Here is a 17,570-nt window from a genome sequence, read left to right as displayed (position 1 = left end):
CGGCGATTGAGGACGAACTCGGCGAAGCCGGTGATCAACGGCACGCAAAGCCCCGGCCCAGCTATCCACCCACCGCACTCAGCAGCGCGAAGGGTGCCGCTGCCGACCGTGACTCCCGTACGCACGCGTGCGGGTAAGGAACCGGCCCGGGATAGGACTCCCGCCCGTACCCCGCGATCACCTCCGGCAGCCGGTCGCCGCCACGGGACGCCGCCGCCACCAAACCCCGTGCCACCGCCCGCGCCTCGTCATGGAGGCCGTAGCGCGCGAGCCCCAGGGTGATGAGGGCGTTGTCGTGCGGCCACACCGAACCCCGGTGGTAGGAGAGCGGGTGGTACGCCGGCTGGCCGGAGGCGAGTGTGCGGACTCCCCAGCCCGAGAAGAAGTCCGGTTCCAGGAGGCGGCGGCCCACCGCCTCTCCGTACTCCTTGTCCAGGAGCCCCGACCACAGCAGATGCCCGGCATCCGACGCGAGCGCGTCGACCTGGTGGCCTTCGCCGTCAAGGGCGAGCGCGGGGAAGCCCTGCGCCGGCATCCAGAAGTCCCGCTGGAAGCGGTCCCGCAGGTCGGCCGCCGCCTGCGTGAGCAGGTCCGCGTACACCGTGTCGTCCCAGACCGTGCGCGCGAGCCACGCCGTACGGCCAAGGGCGTCGTACGCGTAGCCCTGCGCGCCCGCCGCCATCACCGGGCCCGTGGCGCGGCTGCCGTCGGCGGAACAGATCGCGCCGGGGGAGTCCTTCCAGTTCTGGTTGGCGAGGCCGCCCTCGTCCGCGCGGTAGACGAGGTAGCCGCGCGAGGTCAGCCCGCCGTGGTCGAGGATCCAGCCGACGGCGGCCCGCGCGTGCGGCTCAAGGCGGCGGGCCAGGGCCGTGTCACCGGTCTGCTCCGTGTACGCGCCGAGCAGGACGAGGAAGAGCGGTGTCGCGTCGACCGAGCCGTAGTAGCGCCCGTACGGCACCTGCCCGAAGTGCGCCAGCTCCCCGTGCCGCACCTCGTGCACGATCTTGCCGGGCTGGGCGACCGCCCCCTCGGTGGCCTCCGTCGCCTGGGCGGCGGCGAGCGCGGGGAGCGTCGCGGCGGCCAGGCGCGGCAGGTAGGGGAGGGTGAAGAGTGAGGTCAGGAGGGCGTCGCGGCCCAGGAGCGTCACGAACCAGGGGACTCCCGCCGCCGGGACCCTCAGCGCCTCGCCGTCCGGCCCTGACGCGGGCACCTGGAGTACGGCCAGGTCCGCGAGGCCCCGCTCGCACGCCGCCGCCAGCTCCGGCCAGTTGCCGGGGATCTCGATGCCCGATGCGAACTCGGCTTCCAGGGAGCTGAGTTGATCGGCCGCCGCTGCCGGGCCCGCCGGGACCTGGGGTGTCGGCGCCTCATGCGGATGCGCCGCGACACGCAGTGCCACCTCCGCGGTGCCGTGGGCGTCGAGGTCGAGGGTCCAGACGAGCCGCCGGGCTCCGGTCCCCGTCTCTTCGACCGCCTCCGGCGCGGGGTCCGCCGTCACGGTCGTACGGGAGCACCACTCACGGCGTCGGTAGGCGAACTCGATGCCCTTGATCGCCTCGCCCTCGTCACCGCCGATGACCTTGCGCGAGCGGACGGCGCCCGTCTTCGCGTACGTACGGTGGTCGGACCGCAGCTCGAACTGGTCGGTGAAGTCGGCGTCCACGGTCAGCGCGAGACGTACGGTCGTCGGCACCGGGCGGTTGCACGTGACGCGCAGCGACTCCACGAACGCGCCGTCCGTGACCGCCTGTTCGCGGAACAGCGTGCAGGAAGCGGGTTCCTGCCTGCCGCCGCGCGGAACGAGTACGCAGCGTGCGACGCCCGCGTCCGCGTCGGCGTCCGACACGGGTGCGAGGATCTCCGGGACGACCCCGTCGACCGTCAGCTGCCAGCGGCTCAGGTGCCGGGCGTCGCGCACGAACAGACCGCCCGGGGCCGTGCCGTCCCGCACTCCGCTGATGTCGCCACCCGGGCCGAGCGCCGCGAACGTACCGCCCCGCACGAGTGGTTGACGCTGATCAGTCATCCCTTAACCCCTCACTCGTCAGCGCCGCGCCGGGCCCGTCGGCGGGCCTCCCGTGCGGCTCATCGTCACGCCCGGCGGGATCGTCGAGCAGCAGATCCAGGGCGAGCGCGGCGCTCCAGCCGAAGCCGCGCGCACCGCAGCCCCGCCCCGTGTACGGGTCCACGTACTCCGCGAACCCGGACTCCCCGGCGACATCGAGCAGCGCACGCCGCAGGCCGTCCGCCCGCGCACGCTCGCCGTGCAGTCGAAGCCCCCGCTCAAGCAGCCAGTTGGTGTTGAACCACGCGGGCCCGCGCCAGTACCGCCGCGGGTCGAAGGCGCTCGCGGTGAGGTCGTAGCTCGGCACGAGCCGCGCGGGCCCGCCGAGGCCGAAGTGCGGTCCGCACGCGGTCCGTACGAGGGCGGTGGCGACGTGCTGCGGTAGCGCGGGCAGGATCAGCGGTACGAGGCCGCCGACCCCGCGCTCCGGCACCAGCTCCCCGTTCCCGTCACCTTTCTCGTCACCTTTCCCGTCACCTTTCGCGGAGCGCAGGTCGCGGCAGAGGAAGAGGCCGTCCGCCGGGTCCCACAGTCGCTCCACCAGGGTCCCGGTGAGCGCTCTTGCCCGGGATTCCCGCGCGTCGGAGACATCGTGCAGGCCCAACTCGGCCTCGATACGGGCCAGTGCGTGCTCGGAGGCGATCAGGAGCGCGTTGAACGAGGGGTCCTCGACGGCGAACTCGCCCGCCCCGTCGGCGTACCGACGATCGCGGTAGTCCGCGGCGAGCCGCACATACCTGCCGTAGTCGAGGTCGGTCGGTCGGTCCTCCGCGGCGCCGTGGTCCAGGTCGGCGCGGCGGTACGCGGCCGGGTCCGCCGGAGTCACACGGCTCAACGGGGCGTCCCAGCAGGGGCTGTTGTCCATGCCCTGCTCCCAGGGGTGGACGACGGAGGCGAGCCCCGCCCCGCCCGCGTCCCTCTGGCTCAGCAGATAGTGGTGCCAGGCGGCGAGCCGCGGGTGGGCGCGGGCCAGGAACGAGCGGGCGCGGGAGAGGGCGGGGTCGGCGCGGTGGACGAGCCACGCGGCGAGCGCGTGGACCGGCGGCTGCACGATGCCGGAGGTCTGCACGTCGCCGGGTGCCCCGGCCGTGCGCCCCGCCGTGGTGGAGCGCCAGAAGTCGGGGCTGGGAAAGTAGGCGTCCAGGGGGACGGACGGGTTGAACACGATGTGCGGTACGCGGCCGTCGTCCCACTGGGCGGAGAGCAGCGTCTCCAGCTCCAACTGCGCCCGTAAGGGGGAGAGATGACGCAGGCCGATCGCGATGAACGCGGAGTCCCAGGACCACTGGTGCGGGTAGAGCTGTCGCGATGGGACCGTCGACGTGCCCGTCCAGTTGGCCCACAGGACCTCGGCGGCACGCTCGCGCAGCGAGGCCGTCGTCGGCGTCGGCGTCGGCATCGGGGCACGGCGGGCGGCGGTCAGCTGAGCTGTGCTGCCCACGTTCGTACCGCCCACGTTCGTACTGCCCACGTCCATGTTTGTGCGGTCCACGTTCGTGCGGTCCACGCAGATCTCTCCGAGGGGTTCGACGCTCTGTCAGTTCGGTGTCATTCACCATAGAGTTACGTCTACTTAACACGCAAAACCCAATATGTAACGTGGAGTTGATGAGCGCAAGGGGAGAGTGGATGCCGGACAGTGGAGCGCGGGCAGAAGTGCATGCGGAAGCGCAGGCAGACGTGCGGGCGGCGGGGGGACGCGTGGGCGGGCAGCATGCCGGCGCCGGGGACCTGCTCCACCTGGTCCGCAGCGGACGGGCCACCACGCGCGGCGCCCTGCAGCAGGTCACCGGACTCTCCCGGGCCACGGTCGGCCAGCGCCTCGACCGGCTCTTCCGCGCGGGCTGGCTGCGGGAAGGCGCCGGCGGCCCTCCTGACAAGGCGGGCTCGCCGCTCGGCGGACGCCCCTCCATCCGCCTGGAGTTCGACGACGCCCACGCGGTAGTCCTCGCCGCCGACCTGGAGACCCGGCACGCCCGCACCGCCCTGCTCGGCCTCACCGGCGAGATCATCGCCGAGCACGCGGGACCTCTGTCGATCGAGGACGGCCCTGAGACGGTCCTCGCCGAACTGGGCGTCCGCTTCGCCGAGCTGCTGCGCAAGGCCGACCGCGCGCCCGCGTCGGTCTGCGGCATCGGGCTCGCCGTGCCGGGGCCCGTGGACAGCGAGACGGGCCGTGTCGTCCAGCCGCCGATCATGCCGGGCTGGGACGGGTACGACATAAGAGGCCGCCTGCGCCGCGCCTTCGCCGAACAGACGGGCGGCCCCGCCGACATCCCGGTTCTCGTCGACAACGACGCGAACCTCATGGCGTACGGCGAACAGCGTGTCTCCTACCCGGAGTGCTCGGCCTTCGCTCTGGTCAAGGTCTCCACCGGCATCGGCGCGGGCGTCGTCGTCGACGGCACGGTCTACCGGGGCATCGACGGCGGCGCGGGCGACATCGGCCACATCAGGGTGCTTGAGGGCGCGGGGAGCGCGGAGGGCGCACAGGGGGCTGGTGCGGCCGCCCTGTGCAAGTGCGGTTCCTACGGCTGCCTGGCCGCCGTGGCCAGTGGCCGTGCGGTGGCCCGCCGCCTGAGGGAGGCGGGCGTTCCCGCGGCCTCAGGGGCGGATGTGCGGGCGCTCCTGGAGGCGGGCAACCCCGAGGCCGTGGGCTTCGCGCGGGAGGCGGGGCGGCACGTCGGCGAGGTTCTGGCCACCGTTGTCACGCTCCTCAACCCCGGCGTTCTCATGATCGCCGGAGATCTGGCCGGAACACCGTTCCTCACCGGGGTGCGCGAACTGCTTTACCAGCGCGCCCTGCCCCGCTCCACCGCTCATCTGGAGGTCGTCACATCGCGCCTCGGTGAGCACGCGGCCCTCGTGGGTGCGGGAACGCTGGTGGTGGAGCACTTGTACGCCCCCCAGCGGGTGGAGGAGCGTCTTGCCGCGCTCGGCGTATGACGGGCGTGTGTCCATCTCGATCCGGAGTCCGGATGCTGACATCAGGCCGCTTCAAACGGCGTGATTCTCGCCACCCCTGATAGGGGTTGCGCTCAGATGAGCGGATCGAGGGCGACTGCACTTCTGGAAGGGGTGGCACTCAGTGCCACTGCTCGATCATTCATGAGGTGAACTCACATCTGAGTATAGCCCGCTCATGTGAGCAAATCGCCGAGTTTTCGGGGGTAGACCCTTCAAGAATTGAACGAATGATGTCGGGTTGGGCTACCGCCCAGTTACTTTCGATCTCCTGGCGGACGGGTGGTTACAGCCGCATGACGCACAAGTGGACGTACCCAGGTGCCTTCGATCTGGGTATGTTCCTCGCCGTCAGGGCAGCCACCGAGTCCTCGAGGAGTCGAGACCCGTGTCGGAAAACAAAGATCCCCACGTAGCGCACGTGGCGCACGTAGCGCAGAGCGATGCGAGCGATGCGGCCGTGAAGTTCGTTTACGACTTCACCGAGGGCAACAGGAACCTGAAGGACCTTCTCGGCGGGAAGGGCGCGAACCTCGCCGAGATGACCAACCTCGGGCTGCCCGTCCCTCCGGGCTTCACGATCACCACAGAGGCCTGCAAGACCTACCTCGCCAGCGGCGAGGAGCCGGTCGAACTGCGCGACGAGGTGAGTGCGCACCTCGACGCCCTCGAGAAGAAGATGGACAAGAAGCTCGGTCAGGCCAATGACCCGCTGCTCGTCTCGGTCCGCTCGGGTGCCAAGTTCTCGATGCCCGGGATGATGGACACCGTCCTGAACATCGGGCTCTCCGACAAGTCGGTGACGGGCCTCGCCAAGCAGTCCGGCGACGACCGTTTCGCGTGGGACTCCTACCGCCGCCTCATCCAGATGTTCGGCAAGACCGTCATGGACATCGACGGCGAGCTCTTCGAGGACGCCCTCGAAGCGGCCAAGGCGGCCAAGAAGGTCACGGTCGACACCGACCTCGAGGCCGGCGACCTGAAGAAGCTGGTCACGAAGTTCAAGAAGATCGTCAAGACCGAGGCCGGGCGCGACTTCCCGCAGGACCCGCGCGAGCAGATGGACCTCGCGATCCGCTCGGTCTTCGAGTCGTGGAACACCGACCGCGCCAAGCTCTACCGCCGCCAGGAGCGCATCCCCGGTGACCTGGGCACCGCGGTCAACATCTGTTCGATGGTCTTCGGCAACCTCGGCCCGGACTCCGGCACGGGCGTCGCGTTCACCCGCGACCCGGCCAGCGGCCACCAGGGCGTGTACGGCGACTACCTGCAGAACGCGCAGGGCGAGGACGTGGTGGCGGGCATCCGCAACACCGTCCCGCTCGCCGAGCTCGAGCAGATCGACAAGAAGTCGTACGACCAGCTCATGCAGATCATGGAGACCCTTGAGACGCACTACAAGGACCTCTGTGACATCGAGTTCACCGTCGAGCGCGGCCAGCTGTGGATGCTGCAGACCCGCGTCGGCAAGCGCACCGCCGGTGCCGCCTTCCGCATCGCGACGCAGCTCGTCGACCAGGGCCTGATCGACGAGGCCGAGGCGCTGCAGCGCGTCAACGGCGCCCAGCTCGCGCAGCTCATGTTTCCCCGCTTCGACGCGGAGGGAACCGAGGGCGGAAAGCTGACGCAGCTCGGTCGCGGCATCGCCGCGTCACCCGGTGCCGCGGTCGGCAAGGCGGTCTTCGACTCGTACACGGCCATCAAGTGGTCGCGTTCGGGCGAGAAGGTCATCCTCATCCGCCGTGAGACCAACCCCGACGACCTCGACGGCATGATCGCGGCCGAGGGCATCCTCACCTCCCGCGGCGGCAAGACCTCGCACGCCGCCGTCGTCGCCCGCGGCATGGGCAAGACGTGCGTCTGCGGTGCCGAGGAGATCGAGGTCGACACCAAGCGGCGGCGCCTGACCGCCGCCGGCGGTGTGATCGTCGAGGAGGGCGACGTCGTCTCCATCGACGGCTCGACGGGCAAGGTGTACCTGGGCGAGGTGCCCGTGGTCCCCTCGCCGGTCGTCGAGTACTTCGAGGGCCGGATGCACGCGGGTGCCGACGACGCCGACGAGCTGGTCGGCGCCGTGCACCGGATCATGGCGTACGCGGACCGGGTACGCCGCCTGCGGGTCCGCGCCAACGCGGACAACGCCGAGGACGCACTCCGTGCCCGCCGCTTCGGCGCCCAGGGCATCGGCCTGTGCCGCACCGAGCACATGTTCCTCGGTGAGCGCCGCGAGATGGTCGAGCGGCTGATCCTCGCCGACGCGGACGCGGAGCGCGAGGAGGCCCTCAAGGAGCTCCTGCCCCTGCAGAAGCGGGACTTCGTGGAGCTCTTCGAGGCGATGGACGGCCTCCCGGTGACGGTCCGTCTCCTCGACCCGCCGCTGCACGAGTTCCTCCCGGACATCACCGAGCTCTCCGTCCGGGTGGCCCTCGCCGAGTCCCGCAAGGACTCCAACGAGAACGACCTGCGCCTGCTCCAGGCGGTGCACCGCCTGCACGAGCAGAACCCGATGCTGGGCCTGCGCGGCGTACGCCTCGGCCTGGTCATCCCCGGCCTCTTCACCATGCAGGTGCGGGCCATCGCCGAGGCCGCGGCCCAGCGCAAGAACGCCAAGGGCGACCCGCGCGTGGAGATCATGATTCCGCTCGTCGGCACGGTCCAGGAGCTGGAGATCGTCCGCGAGGAGGCCGAGACGGTCATCGCGGAGGTCGAGGCGACGACCGGTGTGGCGCTGAAGCTGGCGCTCGGCACCATGATCGAGCTGCCGCGTGCCGCGCTCACCGCGGACCAGATCGCGGAGGCCGCCGAGTTCTTCTCCTTCGGCACGAACGACCTCACGCAGACGGTCTGGGGCTTCTCGCGCGACGACGTGGAGGCGAGCTTCTTCACGGCGTACCTGGAGAAGGGCATCTTCGGGGTCTCCCCCTTCGAGACGATCGACAAGGACGGCGTGGGCAAGCTGGTGAAGGACGCGGTCAAGGCCGGCCGCGCCACCCGCCCCGACCTGAAGCTCGGCGTCTGCGGCGAACACGGCGGCGACCCGGAGTCGGTGCACTTCTTCCACGAGGTGGGCCTGGACTACGTCTCCTGCTCCCCGTTCCGTATCCCGGTGGCCCGCCTGGAGGCGGGGCGCGCGGCGTCGGAGTCGGCGGGCAGCGACCACCGGTAGGTCTCCGGGCCTCCGGCAGAACTCCGGGGCCGACGCCGTGTCCCCGACCCTCACCGATGCGGCGTCGACTCCGGTTCACCAAGAAGGGGCAGTTCCCTGTGCGGGGGAGCTGCCCCTTCGGGCGTCACCGCTACCGACTCATTCCGTTCTCAGCTCGCGGCTATTGGCCCGGTTCTTCGCGATGTTCCGTGTCTTCTTGGCGTTGGCCGACTCGGCGACCAGGGCGAGCACCGACGGCGACATCGACCACTGGGCGAGGTGGCGTTGCATCCAGTCCGTGACCTCCGCCAACTCGGCCGGTGTCGGCAGGTGACCGTCCTCGACGGACAGGTGGAACAGCCAGTCGTGGATGCGACGGCGGATGAACTCGCGGAATGCCTCCACCTTGAGCTGATCGATCTCCGGCAGTAGTTCGTCCGACCACTGCCGGAACTCGGCAGGGTCGGTCGCCTGCATCGCGATGTCGGCCACGAGGGCGACCACCGCCCCCTTGGAGATCGACTCGAGGGGGTCCCGCAGGATCGTGGCCACCATCGCGCGGTCCCGGTCACGGCTCCCCGAGGAAGCGGCCACCGAGACAACGCGTCGATACGCGGACGCTCGCACGTGCTCGTCCGCGACGGCATCATCGACGTCCACGTCGAGGATGCCGGCCCCCGCCAGCAATCCGGCCACATCGGAATGCAATGTCAACGCTTCATCCCTTCCAGCCTTCCAGCAGGATGACGACTACAGGACGGTTCACCGATCTGATCATCCCTCGGTGAGACTGAACAACCCATTTCGGGCAAGCAGGAGGGGCTCTCTTCTCAGCTCAGGAAGCGCCTGCCGCCGGTGAGTACGAATTCGGGATGCGAGGGCTTTTCAACGAATACGGGCCGCACGCCACCACAGGAGGCGACGACCGCCGACGAGACAAAGAGGAATCCGTGTACAGGGAAAGTGGGCGCTCTGTGGCCCTATCGGACGGGGCCTCGACGGGAGTAACCTGTTGACATAGCCCGTGGATTAACCGCTTGCCGTCAGCGCGGCAGCGGCGTACAGGCGACCTCTTGGGCCCGGGGTGGGCCCCTCCGCCAGCGGCTGCGACCAGCGGGACTCTGCACCCGCCACATGGCACCGAACCGAGAGAAGCCGCTCCTTCAGGGATTCCCTTCCCTTTCGCTTCGCTCTTTCTCACCGGTGCACAGCATCCGGGGTTTCTTATGCGCGGCTATTTTGCCGACGATCTCCTGCTCATCGTCCCGACAAACGCCCCCAAGGGCGTGCGGCTGTTCGGAGAAGTTCTCGGGTCACACAAGGGCGCCCTGGTCCTTGCGCTGACCGCACAGTCCCGCGCCACACAGGAGATCACCGTCGACCTGACCGGCGTCCACTACATCGCCGACAGCGCCCTGGAGATTCTCGTGGCCCTCGCCAACCACCTGCCGTCACCCCAGCGTCTGGTCATCCGCGCCACCCCCGCGCTGGCGCTTCGGGAACGGTTTGCGGCACAGGGGTGGGACCACATCGAAATCCTGCAACTCATCGATGTCTGACAGGGCTCGGCGTACTGGATTGACCCCCCGCCTCGCTCGGGGTACCAGGCAGGGGGTCGCTCTCCGCCTGCCCGTACTCCGTGCCGGTACGCACAGATCACCCGGTCGGCGGAGGCCGGTCATATGGTCCGAGCGGCACGCCGCGGCCACCGGTAGAACTCCGGGCCGCTGCCAACCACACCCGGGGTGGCCACGAGTCCGCCCCTAGGGGGCAGTTCAGGGTCTTGCCGGATACCGGGCAGGGCGCGCGCGGACGATGCTCGAGACCTCGGACGAGGTGAGGGGCAGCTGCTGTGGTGGACAGTCATGCATGTCGTGCATCGGGTGAACGGCGCGGCCGCCGCTGGAGAGGCCGGTCGCGCCTTGCCTTGGGTGCGGTGCTGGCCGTAACGGTCAGTTTCGCGGGGGTGGAGATGGCGAGCGGGGCGCCGGCTCCAAGGGACGGCGGAGCGGCGGGTGAGGGGCAGGTTCTGCCGGGGCCCGTCGGGGCGGGTTCGCACATCGGGTGGAAGCCGTGCGAGGACGATGCCTCGGCGGAGTGCGGGGCACTTTCGCTGCCGGTGGACTGGGACAAGCCGGGCGGGAAGCGGTTCGATCTCCAGCTCGCCCGGCGCACGGCCACTGACCCCGGCGCGCGGGTCGGCTCCATGGTGTTCGGGCCCGGCGGACCCGGGGATTCGGGCGTGGACCGGATCGTGGGCAAGGGCAACATGGGCCGCTTCAGCGACAACCTCCGCAGCCGGTTCGACATCGTCAGTTTCGATCCGCGCGGCGTGGGGCTCAGCAACCCGATCCGTTGCTCGCAAGAGCTCCTGGACAGGCGCCCGTCGCCGGTCATGAAGAGCCAGGCCGAGTTCGACGCCACGGTGAAGTACAACCGTGTTCTGCGAGAGGACTGCAGGAAGAACACCGAGAACGGACTCTTCGACCACGTCGACACCCTCAGCATGGTGAAGGACATCGACGCCGTGCGGGCAGCTCTCGGCGAGAAGTCCCTCACGTTCCACGGCAGTTCGTACGGCACGCTGCTCGGCGAGCAGTACGCGGAGCAGTATCCGAAGCGGGTCCGCGCCCTGGTCCTGGAGTCTGTGGTGGACCACAGCCTGGGCACGAGGGACTTCCTCTCCACGCAGGCCGCCACGCTCCAGGACTCCTTCGACGAGTTCGTGGCGTGGTGCGAACGGACCAAGAGCTGTGCCCTGCACGGCTCGGACGTGCGAGCACGCTGGTCGGGACTGCTGGACCGCGCCGAGCGGGGGGAACTGTCGGACAAGGGCACGGCGCTCACCCCGTTCGACCTCAACGTCGTGGTGATGAAGCGGCTGTACGGCCCCGAGTGGACGAGGCTGGGTGCGTACCTGCGCGGCCTCGAGGAGAGCAAGCCGGAGACGCGGCAAGCGACCGGAACGACCGGAACAACTGACGACAGCCACAGCCCTGAACTCGCGCTCGGGGCGAACCCGTTCGAGATCTTCTGCCAGGACTGGAGCCTGCCAGTCGGCGGCTACCGAGGGTACGCACAGGAGTTGCGCCGCGTGGGCAGGATCGCCCCCGACATGAAGTACCCCCGCGCCCTGATATCCGTCTCGGCCTGTCTGGGCGCGCCGGAGCCGGACAACCCGCAACACCGGCTGAAGGTGCGGAACAGCAGGACCGTCCTGCTCACCAACTCGGTCCACGATCCGGCCGCCGGCTACAACTGGGCCACCAACGTGGCCGAGCAACTCGGCCGCAGCGCGGTCCTGCACACCTACGAGGGCTGGGGCCACGGCACGTACAGCAGCAGCCCCTGCGCACAGGACACGATCGACGCCTATCTGATATCGCTGAAGGTCCCGCATCGCGGCGCGAGTTGCCCCGCGGTCGAGCCGGTCGAGCCGGTCGAGCCGCTCGGGTGAGGTAGGGGCTATGCCCGCCGCAGATCGGCATGCACCGGGCTGTGGTCCGAGTACTCGGAGGGATGCACGCCGTGCTCGAGCGGGACGAAGCCTCGCAGGAAGATGTAGTCGAACTTGCTCTGCCAGTCGGTCGTCGGCTCGCAGATGCCGATGGCCGAGGGGCCGCACTCGGGGTCCGCGTCCGCGGCCAGGCCCCACATCCCGGTGAGTTCGGAGGCATCCGGCGTCGCGTTGAAGTCGCCGAGCACGATCGTGCGGTCGTGTTGGGCGACCTCCGCCGCGAGTACGCGGGTCTGCTTCGCCCGGACTGCTTCCTGCTGCCGTTGGGCCAGGTGCGTGTTGAAGACCCGGACAGGCCGGCCGTCCACTTGGGTGGTGACCGCCATGTACCCGCGGTCCTCGGATCCGCCGTCGGGGTATTCCACGTTCACGTGGCCCGTCATCGGTGCCGCCGAGAGGATCGCCTGGCCAAAGCCTCCCGGGCTCCACGGCATGCCCCCGCAGCGGCCCCAGTTGTGCAGAACCGAGCCGTACTCGACGTGGTAGACCAACCCGTACAGGTACTCCAGGTGATCCCGGATCCTCTCGACGTCACGCACGCACGCCTCTTGCAGGCCGACGACCTGGGGCGCGTACGTGGCGATCTCCGCCGCCCGGCCTGCGTTGAACCCGCTGGCGTTGCAGGGATTGCAGATGTTCCACGTCATGACCCGGTTCGGCACGACATCTTTGGGGGCGTCGGCCGGCAGCGGCTTGGCGACGGGGACACCGTCCGGTGCGCTGGGTCCCACGAGCGCCACGCAGGCCACGATCATGGCGCCCGCAAGCCATCTCACGCCTGTTCCGCTCACCATCGCCTCCTCGAAGTGGAGACACACGGTGGCATCGGATGAGGTCTCCCCGCACGAGGTTATGGGATGGGCCGTCTGCGGCACGTGAGGGCCTGGATCTCACTGCGCCCGAACGCGAACTGTCGCTTCCACGTGGCTTCTTGTAGGTGCGTAGCTTCTTGTGCGTGCGCTTCGGTGCCGACTGCGGCGGCCCGCTACCGGGTCGCCGCAGCTGTGGGGTCGTAGCAGATGTGGTCGATCAGCCGGTCCGGCGGAACGAGTCGACCGGGCCGCCCCATCCGCCCTTGGGGCCTTCCCAGTTGATGGCGAGAGCGTCGTTCTTCGTGTCCTTCAGGGTCAGGTGACCGAGGCCGCGTCCGCCATCGGTGTTGCCCTTGCAGGAGGAGAAGGTCAGCGACGGCGCTTCCTCGCCGTCCTGCGTGCCCGGCTTGAGGGAGCCCTCGCAGGCGAGTTCGCTGCCCTTGGCGGTGACGTGCCCGTCCTTGACGGTCAGGGTCTCGAAGTCGGTCTTGCTCAAGATCGTCTTCCATGAGCCGGTCGCCCGCTCGATCACCGTGCTCCTGCTGTCCGCGGGAGCCTTCTCGTCGCGCTGTGGACCGGCGTGGGTACCGCGGTCGGGCTTGTCCGGCTTGTCATCGTCAGTTCCACAGCCACTGAGCACCGTCCCCGCCAGAATCACGGCGCCCACCAGGCAAGCCTTACGCACTTCTGCTCCTCTGCTCATCTATCTGGACATGCCAACTTAGCAGCGGGGCTGACAGGTACCGCGGGTCGTCTGGGTTTGTCGGAGCGGTCCTGTGTGGCATCGGGCGTGACGGCGAGAGATGCGCTGGGTTTGGGCTTTAGTCTCCGATCCGGGTGTGGGTCCCGAGATGGCATCGTGCGGCTGCGGACCTCTCGACGGACGGTCGGCCAGGACCTCTGGGAGACCGGATGGCTGTACCGGATCGCGGCATGAGTGGGCCCCTGGAAATGCGGGTGCGTGGGGAGGTGTCATTCCTGGAAGATGCACGGCGTGACTCCTGCGACTGACAGAGCCCTGCCGCCGCCGTCCGCCCTGAAGGCGTTCCACGTCACAGGAGAGCCTGAGCCGCTTGACGGAGGCCAGGGGCAGAGCGTTCGGGTAGGCGATGCCGTGCTGAAACCAGCCGGTGACAACTCGGACGTGGAGTGGACCGCGAGGCTGATGGACGGTCTGCAGGACCGGCGGGACTTTCGGGTTCCGCGATTTCTGCGCTCCGTGGATGGCGATTACGTCGTCGAGGGATGGGAAGCGACCCGATTCCTTACGGGCGAGCCGGGGCCTGTCGGCAGATGCCGGCTTCCGGCTTCGGGCTTCGGGCTTTGTGGTGCGCGGTCAGGTCAGTCCTCGCTGGGTCGGCCTCGCCCTGCCGTGAGGCGGAAACGCAGGCGGCAGATGACCGCGTCCGTGTCCCGGCGGACGGCGCGTGCGAGGACCGAACCGCGCTGGTTCTGGAGCAGGCGCTGCCAGACGTGGGCCGGCTCCACCTCGGGGATGAGGACCGTGACACGGGTGGTGGGGTGGTACGTGTAGATCTTCCGTACGTACGCCGACACCGGACGCCCGACCGTACGCGTCAGGGAGGGCAGCTCCACCAGGTCGACGCCCGGGTTCCACAGCTCCCAGTCGCGGCGCAGCGTCTCCGACGCGCGCCGGTCCTCGGGGTCGGGGTGGGTGACCGTGACCGCGCGCACCTCGTCGCCGAGCGACACCGCGGCGTTCAGGGCCTCGCCGGTGAGGCGCGAGAGGTTCGATACGGGGACGATGATCAGGGAGTGGTCGCGGTGCGGGGGCTCCGGGACACGGCCGAGGCCCAGGTCCTCGCCGATGCGGCGGTAGGCGCGGTGCACGGCCTCGAAGCAGAGCACGATCGCGGGCAGCGCGAGCACGATCAGCCAGGCTCCCTCGGTGAACTTGGTGGCCGTGACGACCACCGCCGAGACGCCGGTCAGTACCGCGCCCAAGCCGTTGAGCAGGGCCTTCGCGGGCCTGCCCGCGGCGCGCCAGTGGAGCACCATCCCGGTCTGGCAGAGCGTGAAGCCGATGAAGACGCCGATCGCGAAGAGCGGCACGAGCGTGTTGGTGTCGCCGCCGGAGAAGACGAGCAGCCCTGCCGATACGGCGGCGAGGGCGAGGACGCCGTGCCGGTGTACCTGGCGGTCGGCCTTCAGGGCGAAGACGTGCGGGAGGTAGTTGTCCCGGGCGAGCAGGCTCATCAGGACCGGCAGACCGCCGAAGGACGTGTTGGCGGAGAGGGCGAGCAGGATCATCGTCGCGAACTGCACCACGTAGAAAGCCCAGTTGTGGCCGAGTGACGCGTCCGCGAGCTGAGCGAGGACCGTGACGCCCTCGACCGGCTGGAGCCCGAAGCGGGAGATCAGCACGGACAGGCCGATCAGCATCACCCCGAGCAGCGCGCCGAGCGCGACCTCCGCATGCTGGGCGCGTCTGACGCGCGGGGTGCGGAAGGACGGCACGGCGTTGGCGATGGCCTCGACGCCGGTGAGGGCGGAGCAGCCCGACGCGAACGCCTTCAGGAGGAGCAGGGCGCCGACGGTCGTGGCGTTGTCGGCGAGGGCCGATGCCTGGCCGTCGGCGGCTGCCGTGCTGACCGGCCCTTCGCGGAACAGGCCGACCGCGATCATGGTCAGGATCGCTCCGACGAACACGGCGGTCGGGGCGATGAAGACGCGCGCCGAGTCGACGATTCCGCGCAGGTTGACGGCCGTGACGGCGGCGAGGACGGCCAGGCATATCCATACCCGGTCGCCGTACAGCTCCGGGAAGGCTGAGGTGAGTGCCGCGACGCCCGCGGTGACGGCGACGGCGACGTTCAGGACGTAGTCGAGGACCAGCGAGGCGGCGGCGACCAGGCCCGCCCGGCGGCCCAGGTGGGTCTTGGCGGCGGCGTAACTGCCGCCGCCGTCGGGGAAGGCGGCGATCACCTGCCGGTAGGAGGCGACGAGCACGGCGAGCAGTGCGGCGATCGCCAGCGTCACGGGGAGGGTGAAGCCGAGCCCGTAGCCGCCTGCCGCCGCGAGGACCAGGACGATGGCCTCGGGTCCGTAGGCGACGGAGGCCATCGCGTCCAGGGAGAGGGCGGCGAGGCCCTGGAGAGCGGTCAGCCGGTGGCGGTCTTCAGGGGGTGCCGTGGCATCGGGCCCGACATGTGAGGGCGGGGCGGCCGAGGTCTCGGAGACGGTGGTCATGGGCGGGCCCCTCCAGGCGGGTTCGTTCACTTGAGCGATGCCCAGCGTGGGTGGGGTCCGGGCGCGCCGCGCGCCGTTTTGGCGGCTCCTTGGCGCGTACGGGCTGGATCTTCACGCCTCTTTGACGTGAGGCGTCAGCGGTACGTCAACGCTGATGACTCGGCGGGAAGTCCGTCCTACGGTGCCGCACATGCGACATGACAGGGGCGGGGATGTGCGGTGCGGGGCAGGCGTGGTTTCCGACCGGCGCTGGGCGGCCGATGTGCGGGCCGCCGCCTTCTGCGCCCTCGCGCTCTTCGTGCTGGTCGACCTCATCGACTGGGCGAACGGCACGCTGGACGCGCTGCGCGGCGGGCTGTGGGCGGGGCTTTCGGGGCTGCTCCATCTGATCCTGCATCCGGTGCGGGTGACGGCGGGGCCGGGGTGGCTCGCTGTGCGGGGGCTGCTGCGGCACCGGCACGTCTGTACGGGGCTGTTGACCGCCGTGCGGTACAGCGAAGGGGCGGGTTCCGCGGCGCGGCTCGTGCTGTGTGACTCGCTCGGGAATCGGGTGGAGGTCGATCGACAGGTGCTCGCGGAGAATCCGCTGTTGTTGCATCTGCTGGATGCGGGGGCGCGGGACGCACGTGCGCGTGGGCTGCTGCGGACCGGGGGCGAGGTGCTTGGGCGTCTCTCGGCTCGGCTTGACGGGGATGCGGCGCGAGGGGTCTTTGAGGCGTCGGGGTTGCGGTAGGGGCCGGGTGCGGGTCGGGTCGGGTCCCTGCGGGGCTCTCCCCAAGCTCGCCCCTTCCCGGAACTGGGGCTCCGCCCCAGACCCCCACGTGGCCCGGCCGATCACCGGCTCCGCCGAGTTCGTCCTCAGACGCCGGACGGGCTGGGGTTCTCCCGTCAACCTGTTCGTCCTCAGACGCCGGACGGACTGAAGGGTTCCCCCGTCAACCTCTCCGACGCCGCCCAGAGCCGTTCCCCCGCCGCATCGTTGAGGGTCCACTTCGCCCGCCAGGACTTCCCCGTCGCCCCCTGCCAGCCCAGAACACGCGGCCCGGTGAAGGAGTCCGGGCGGACGCCCGGCGCCGTGGCCGCGTACAGCGACGGCAGCGCGCCCGCCGCCGCGGACTGGGCCACGACGCGGTTGCCCAGCCACATCACGCGTTCGGCGATCTTGCGGCCCTCCATCTTGGGCGCGGCGCCCTGGAGGTTCGTCTCCGCGTAGCCGGGGTGGGCCGCCGCGGCCACGACGTCGGAGCCGTTTGCCGCCAGGCGCCGCGCCAGCTCGTGGGTGAAGAGCAGATTCGCCGTCTTGGAGCGGCCGTAGGCGATCCAACGGCGGTAATTCCGCTCGCTGTTGAGGTCATTGATGTCGATGTTCGACAGGGCGTGGAACCCGCTCGACACCGTGACGATCCGCGCCCCCGGCGTCCGCAGAAGCCGGGGCAGCAGGAGCCCGGTGAGCACGAAGTGGCCCAGGTGGTTGACGCCGAACTGCGTCTCGAAGCCGTCCGCCGTCTGCCGGTAGGGCAGCGCCATCACGCCCGCGTTGTTGACGAGGAGATCGAGACCGTCACTCCGGCCGCCGTCATCACTGTCGTACGATGCCGCGAAATCCCGCACCGAGCTCAGGTCGCCGAGGTCGAGGCGCCTGAACTCCACCTCGGCGGAAGGGACTTCGGAACGCAGTTGTTCCAGCGCCCGCGTCCCCCGTTCCTCGCTGCGGCAGGCAAGCACCACCTGTGCGCCACGACGGGCGAGCTCGCGTGCGGTGACATAGCCGATGCCGCTGTTGGCGCCGGTGACCACGGCCGTGCGGCCGCTCTGGTCGGGGATGTCGCTCGCGTTCCAGCCCGTCATGACACAGCT

Annotated in this window: 12 protein-coding genes; 5 read left to right on the top strand and 7 right to left on the bottom strand. The window is 69.9% G+C overall.

The features are described from left to right. Positions 1 to 61 precede the first annotated feature (61 nt). Positions 62 to 2,026, bottom strand: coding sequence for a glycogen debranching N-terminal domain-containing protein (locus ACFQ7F_RS06500; RefSeq protein ID WP_383266982.1), 1,965 nt, complete (start codon positions 2,024 to 2,026; stop codon positions 62 to 64). Further along, on the bottom strand, positions 2,019 to 3,542 hold the full coding sequence (locus ACFQ7F_RS06495; protein WP_383267009.1) for a hypothetical protein: 1,524 nt from the start codon (positions 3,540 to 3,542) through the stop codon (positions 2,019 to 2,021). Before ACFQ7F_RS06495 ends, ACFQ7F_RS06500 begins: the two co-directional genes overlap by 8 nt. 152 nt (positions 3,543 to 3,694) lie before the next feature. Here ACFQ7F_RS06495 and ACFQ7F_RS06490 point away from each other — a divergent pair, with 152 nt between their 5' ends. Both ACFQ7F_RS06490 and ppdK read left to right on the top strand, forming a co-directional pair. Next, positions 3,695 to 5,011: an ROK family protein gene (locus ACFQ7F_RS06490; RefSeq protein WP_383266980.1), complete on the top strand. Its 1,317-nt coding sequence runs from the start codon at positions 3,695 to 3,697 to the stop codon at positions 5,009 to 5,011. 406 nt (positions 5,012 to 5,417) lie between these two features. Then, complete coding sequence (ppdK, locus tag ACFQ7F_RS06485; protein ID WP_383266978.1) at positions 5,418 to 8,195, top strand: pyruvate, phosphate dikinase; 2,778 nt, start codon at positions 5,418 to 5,420, stop codon at positions 8,193 to 8,195. A 138-nt stretch (positions 8,196 to 8,333) separates the two neighbouring features. Here the strand turns inward: ppdK and ACFQ7F_RS06480 are convergent, their stop codons facing one another. Continuing rightward, on the bottom strand, positions 8,334 to 8,888 hold the full coding sequence (locus ACFQ7F_RS06480) for a hypothetical protein (RefSeq protein WP_383266975.1): 555 nt from the start codon (positions 8,886 to 8,888) through the stop codon (positions 8,334 to 8,336). A gap of 512 nt (positions 8,889 to 9,400) precedes the next feature. Here ACFQ7F_RS06480 and ACFQ7F_RS06475 point away from each other — a divergent pair. Then, the gene (locus ACFQ7F_RS06475; RefSeq protein WP_383266972.1) at positions 9,401 to 9,733 is read left to right on the top strand and encodes a hypothetical protein; all 333 of its coding nucleotides are present in this window, start codon (positions 9,401 to 9,403) and stop codon (positions 9,731 to 9,733) included. Positions 9,734 to 10,110: 377 nt separating this feature from the next. Next, positions 10,111 to 11,631, top strand: coding sequence for an alpha/beta hydrolase (locus ACFQ7F_RS06470; protein ID WP_383266970.1), 1,521 nt, complete (start codon positions 10,111 to 10,113; stop codon positions 11,629 to 11,631). An 8-nt stretch (positions 11,632 to 11,639) separates the two neighbouring features. On the opposite strand, the gene ACFQ7F_RS06465 is transcribed toward ACFQ7F_RS06470, so the two are convergent. The 3 genes from ACFQ7F_RS06465 to ACFQ7F_RS06455 form a co-directional block, all read right to left on the bottom strand. Beyond that, positions 11,640 to 12,485 carry an endonuclease/exonuclease/phosphatase family protein gene (locus ACFQ7F_RS06465; RefSeq protein WP_383266968.1) on the bottom strand — a complete coding sequence of 282 codons (846 nt, stop codon included), beginning with the start codon at positions 12,483 to 12,485 and terminating at the stop codon, positions 11,640 to 11,642. A 235-nt stretch (positions 12,486 to 12,720) separates the two neighbouring features. Then, complete coding sequence (locus ACFQ7F_RS06460; RefSeq protein WP_383266966.1) at positions 12,721 to 13,188, bottom strand: hypothetical protein; 468 nt, start codon at positions 13,186 to 13,188, stop codon at positions 12,721 to 12,723. A gap of 656 nt (positions 13,189 to 13,844) precedes the next feature. After that, entirely contained in the window at positions 13,845 to 15,713 is a 1,869-nt protein-coding gene (locus ACFQ7F_RS06455; protein ID WP_383266964.1) for an APC family permease, read from the bottom strand. A gap of 190 nt (positions 15,714 to 15,903) precedes the next feature. On the opposite strand from ACFQ7F_RS06455, the gene ACFQ7F_RS06450 reads away from it, so the two are divergent. Further along, a complete protein-coding gene (locus ACFQ7F_RS06450; RefSeq protein WP_383266962.1) occupies positions 15,904 to 16,446 on the top strand; it encodes a hypothetical protein in 543 nt (180 codons plus the stop codon). 170 nt (positions 16,447 to 16,616) lie between these two features. Here the strand turns inward: ACFQ7F_RS06450 and ACFQ7F_RS06445 are convergent, their stop codons facing one another. Further along, positions 16,617 to 17,561, bottom strand: coding sequence for an oxidoreductase (locus ACFQ7F_RS06445; protein WP_383266960.1), 945 nt, complete (start codon positions 17,559 to 17,561; stop codon positions 16,617 to 16,619). Positions 17,562 to 17,570 lie beyond the last annotated feature (9 nt).

This window comes from Streptomyces sp. NPDC056486, from assembly GCF_042795295.1.
Lineage (GTDB): Bacteria > Actinomycetota > Actinomycetes > Streptomycetales > Streptomycetaceae > Streptomyces.
This window is presented reverse-complemented; position numbering and strand designations above follow the sequence as displayed.

Coding starts and splice junctions, on each gene's coding strand:
- ACFQ7F_RS06450 (WP_383266962.1), top strand. CDS start 15,904: ATGCGACATGACAGGGGCGGGGATGTGCGGTGCGGGGCAGGCGTGGTT.
- ACFQ7F_RS06475 (WP_383266972.1), top strand. CDS start 9,401: ATGCGCGGCTATTTTGCCGACGATCTCCTGCTCATCGTCCCGACAAAC.
- ACFQ7F_RS06495 (WP_383267009.1), bottom strand. CDS start 3,542: ATGGACGTGGGCAGTACGAACGTGGGCGGTACGAACGTGGGCAGCACA.
- ACFQ7F_RS06455 (WP_383266964.1), bottom strand. CDS start 15,713: ATGACCACCGTCTCCGAGACCTCGGCCGCCCCGCCCTCACATGTCGGG.
- ACFQ7F_RS06445 (WP_383266960.1), bottom strand. CDS start 17,561: ATGACGGGCTGGAACGCGAGCGACATCCCCGACCAGAGCGGCCGCACG.
- ACFQ7F_RS06490 (WP_383266980.1), top strand. CDS start 3,695: ATGCCGGACAGTGGAGCGCGGGCAGAAGTGCATGCGGAAGCGCAGGCA.
- ACFQ7F_RS06500 (WP_383266982.1), bottom strand. CDS start 2,026: ATGACTGATCAGCGTCAACCACTCGTGCGGGGCGGTACGTTCGCGGCG.
- ACFQ7F_RS06465 (WP_383266968.1), bottom strand. CDS start 12,485: ATGGTGAGCGGAACAGGCGTGAGATGGCTTGCGGGCGCCATGATCGTG.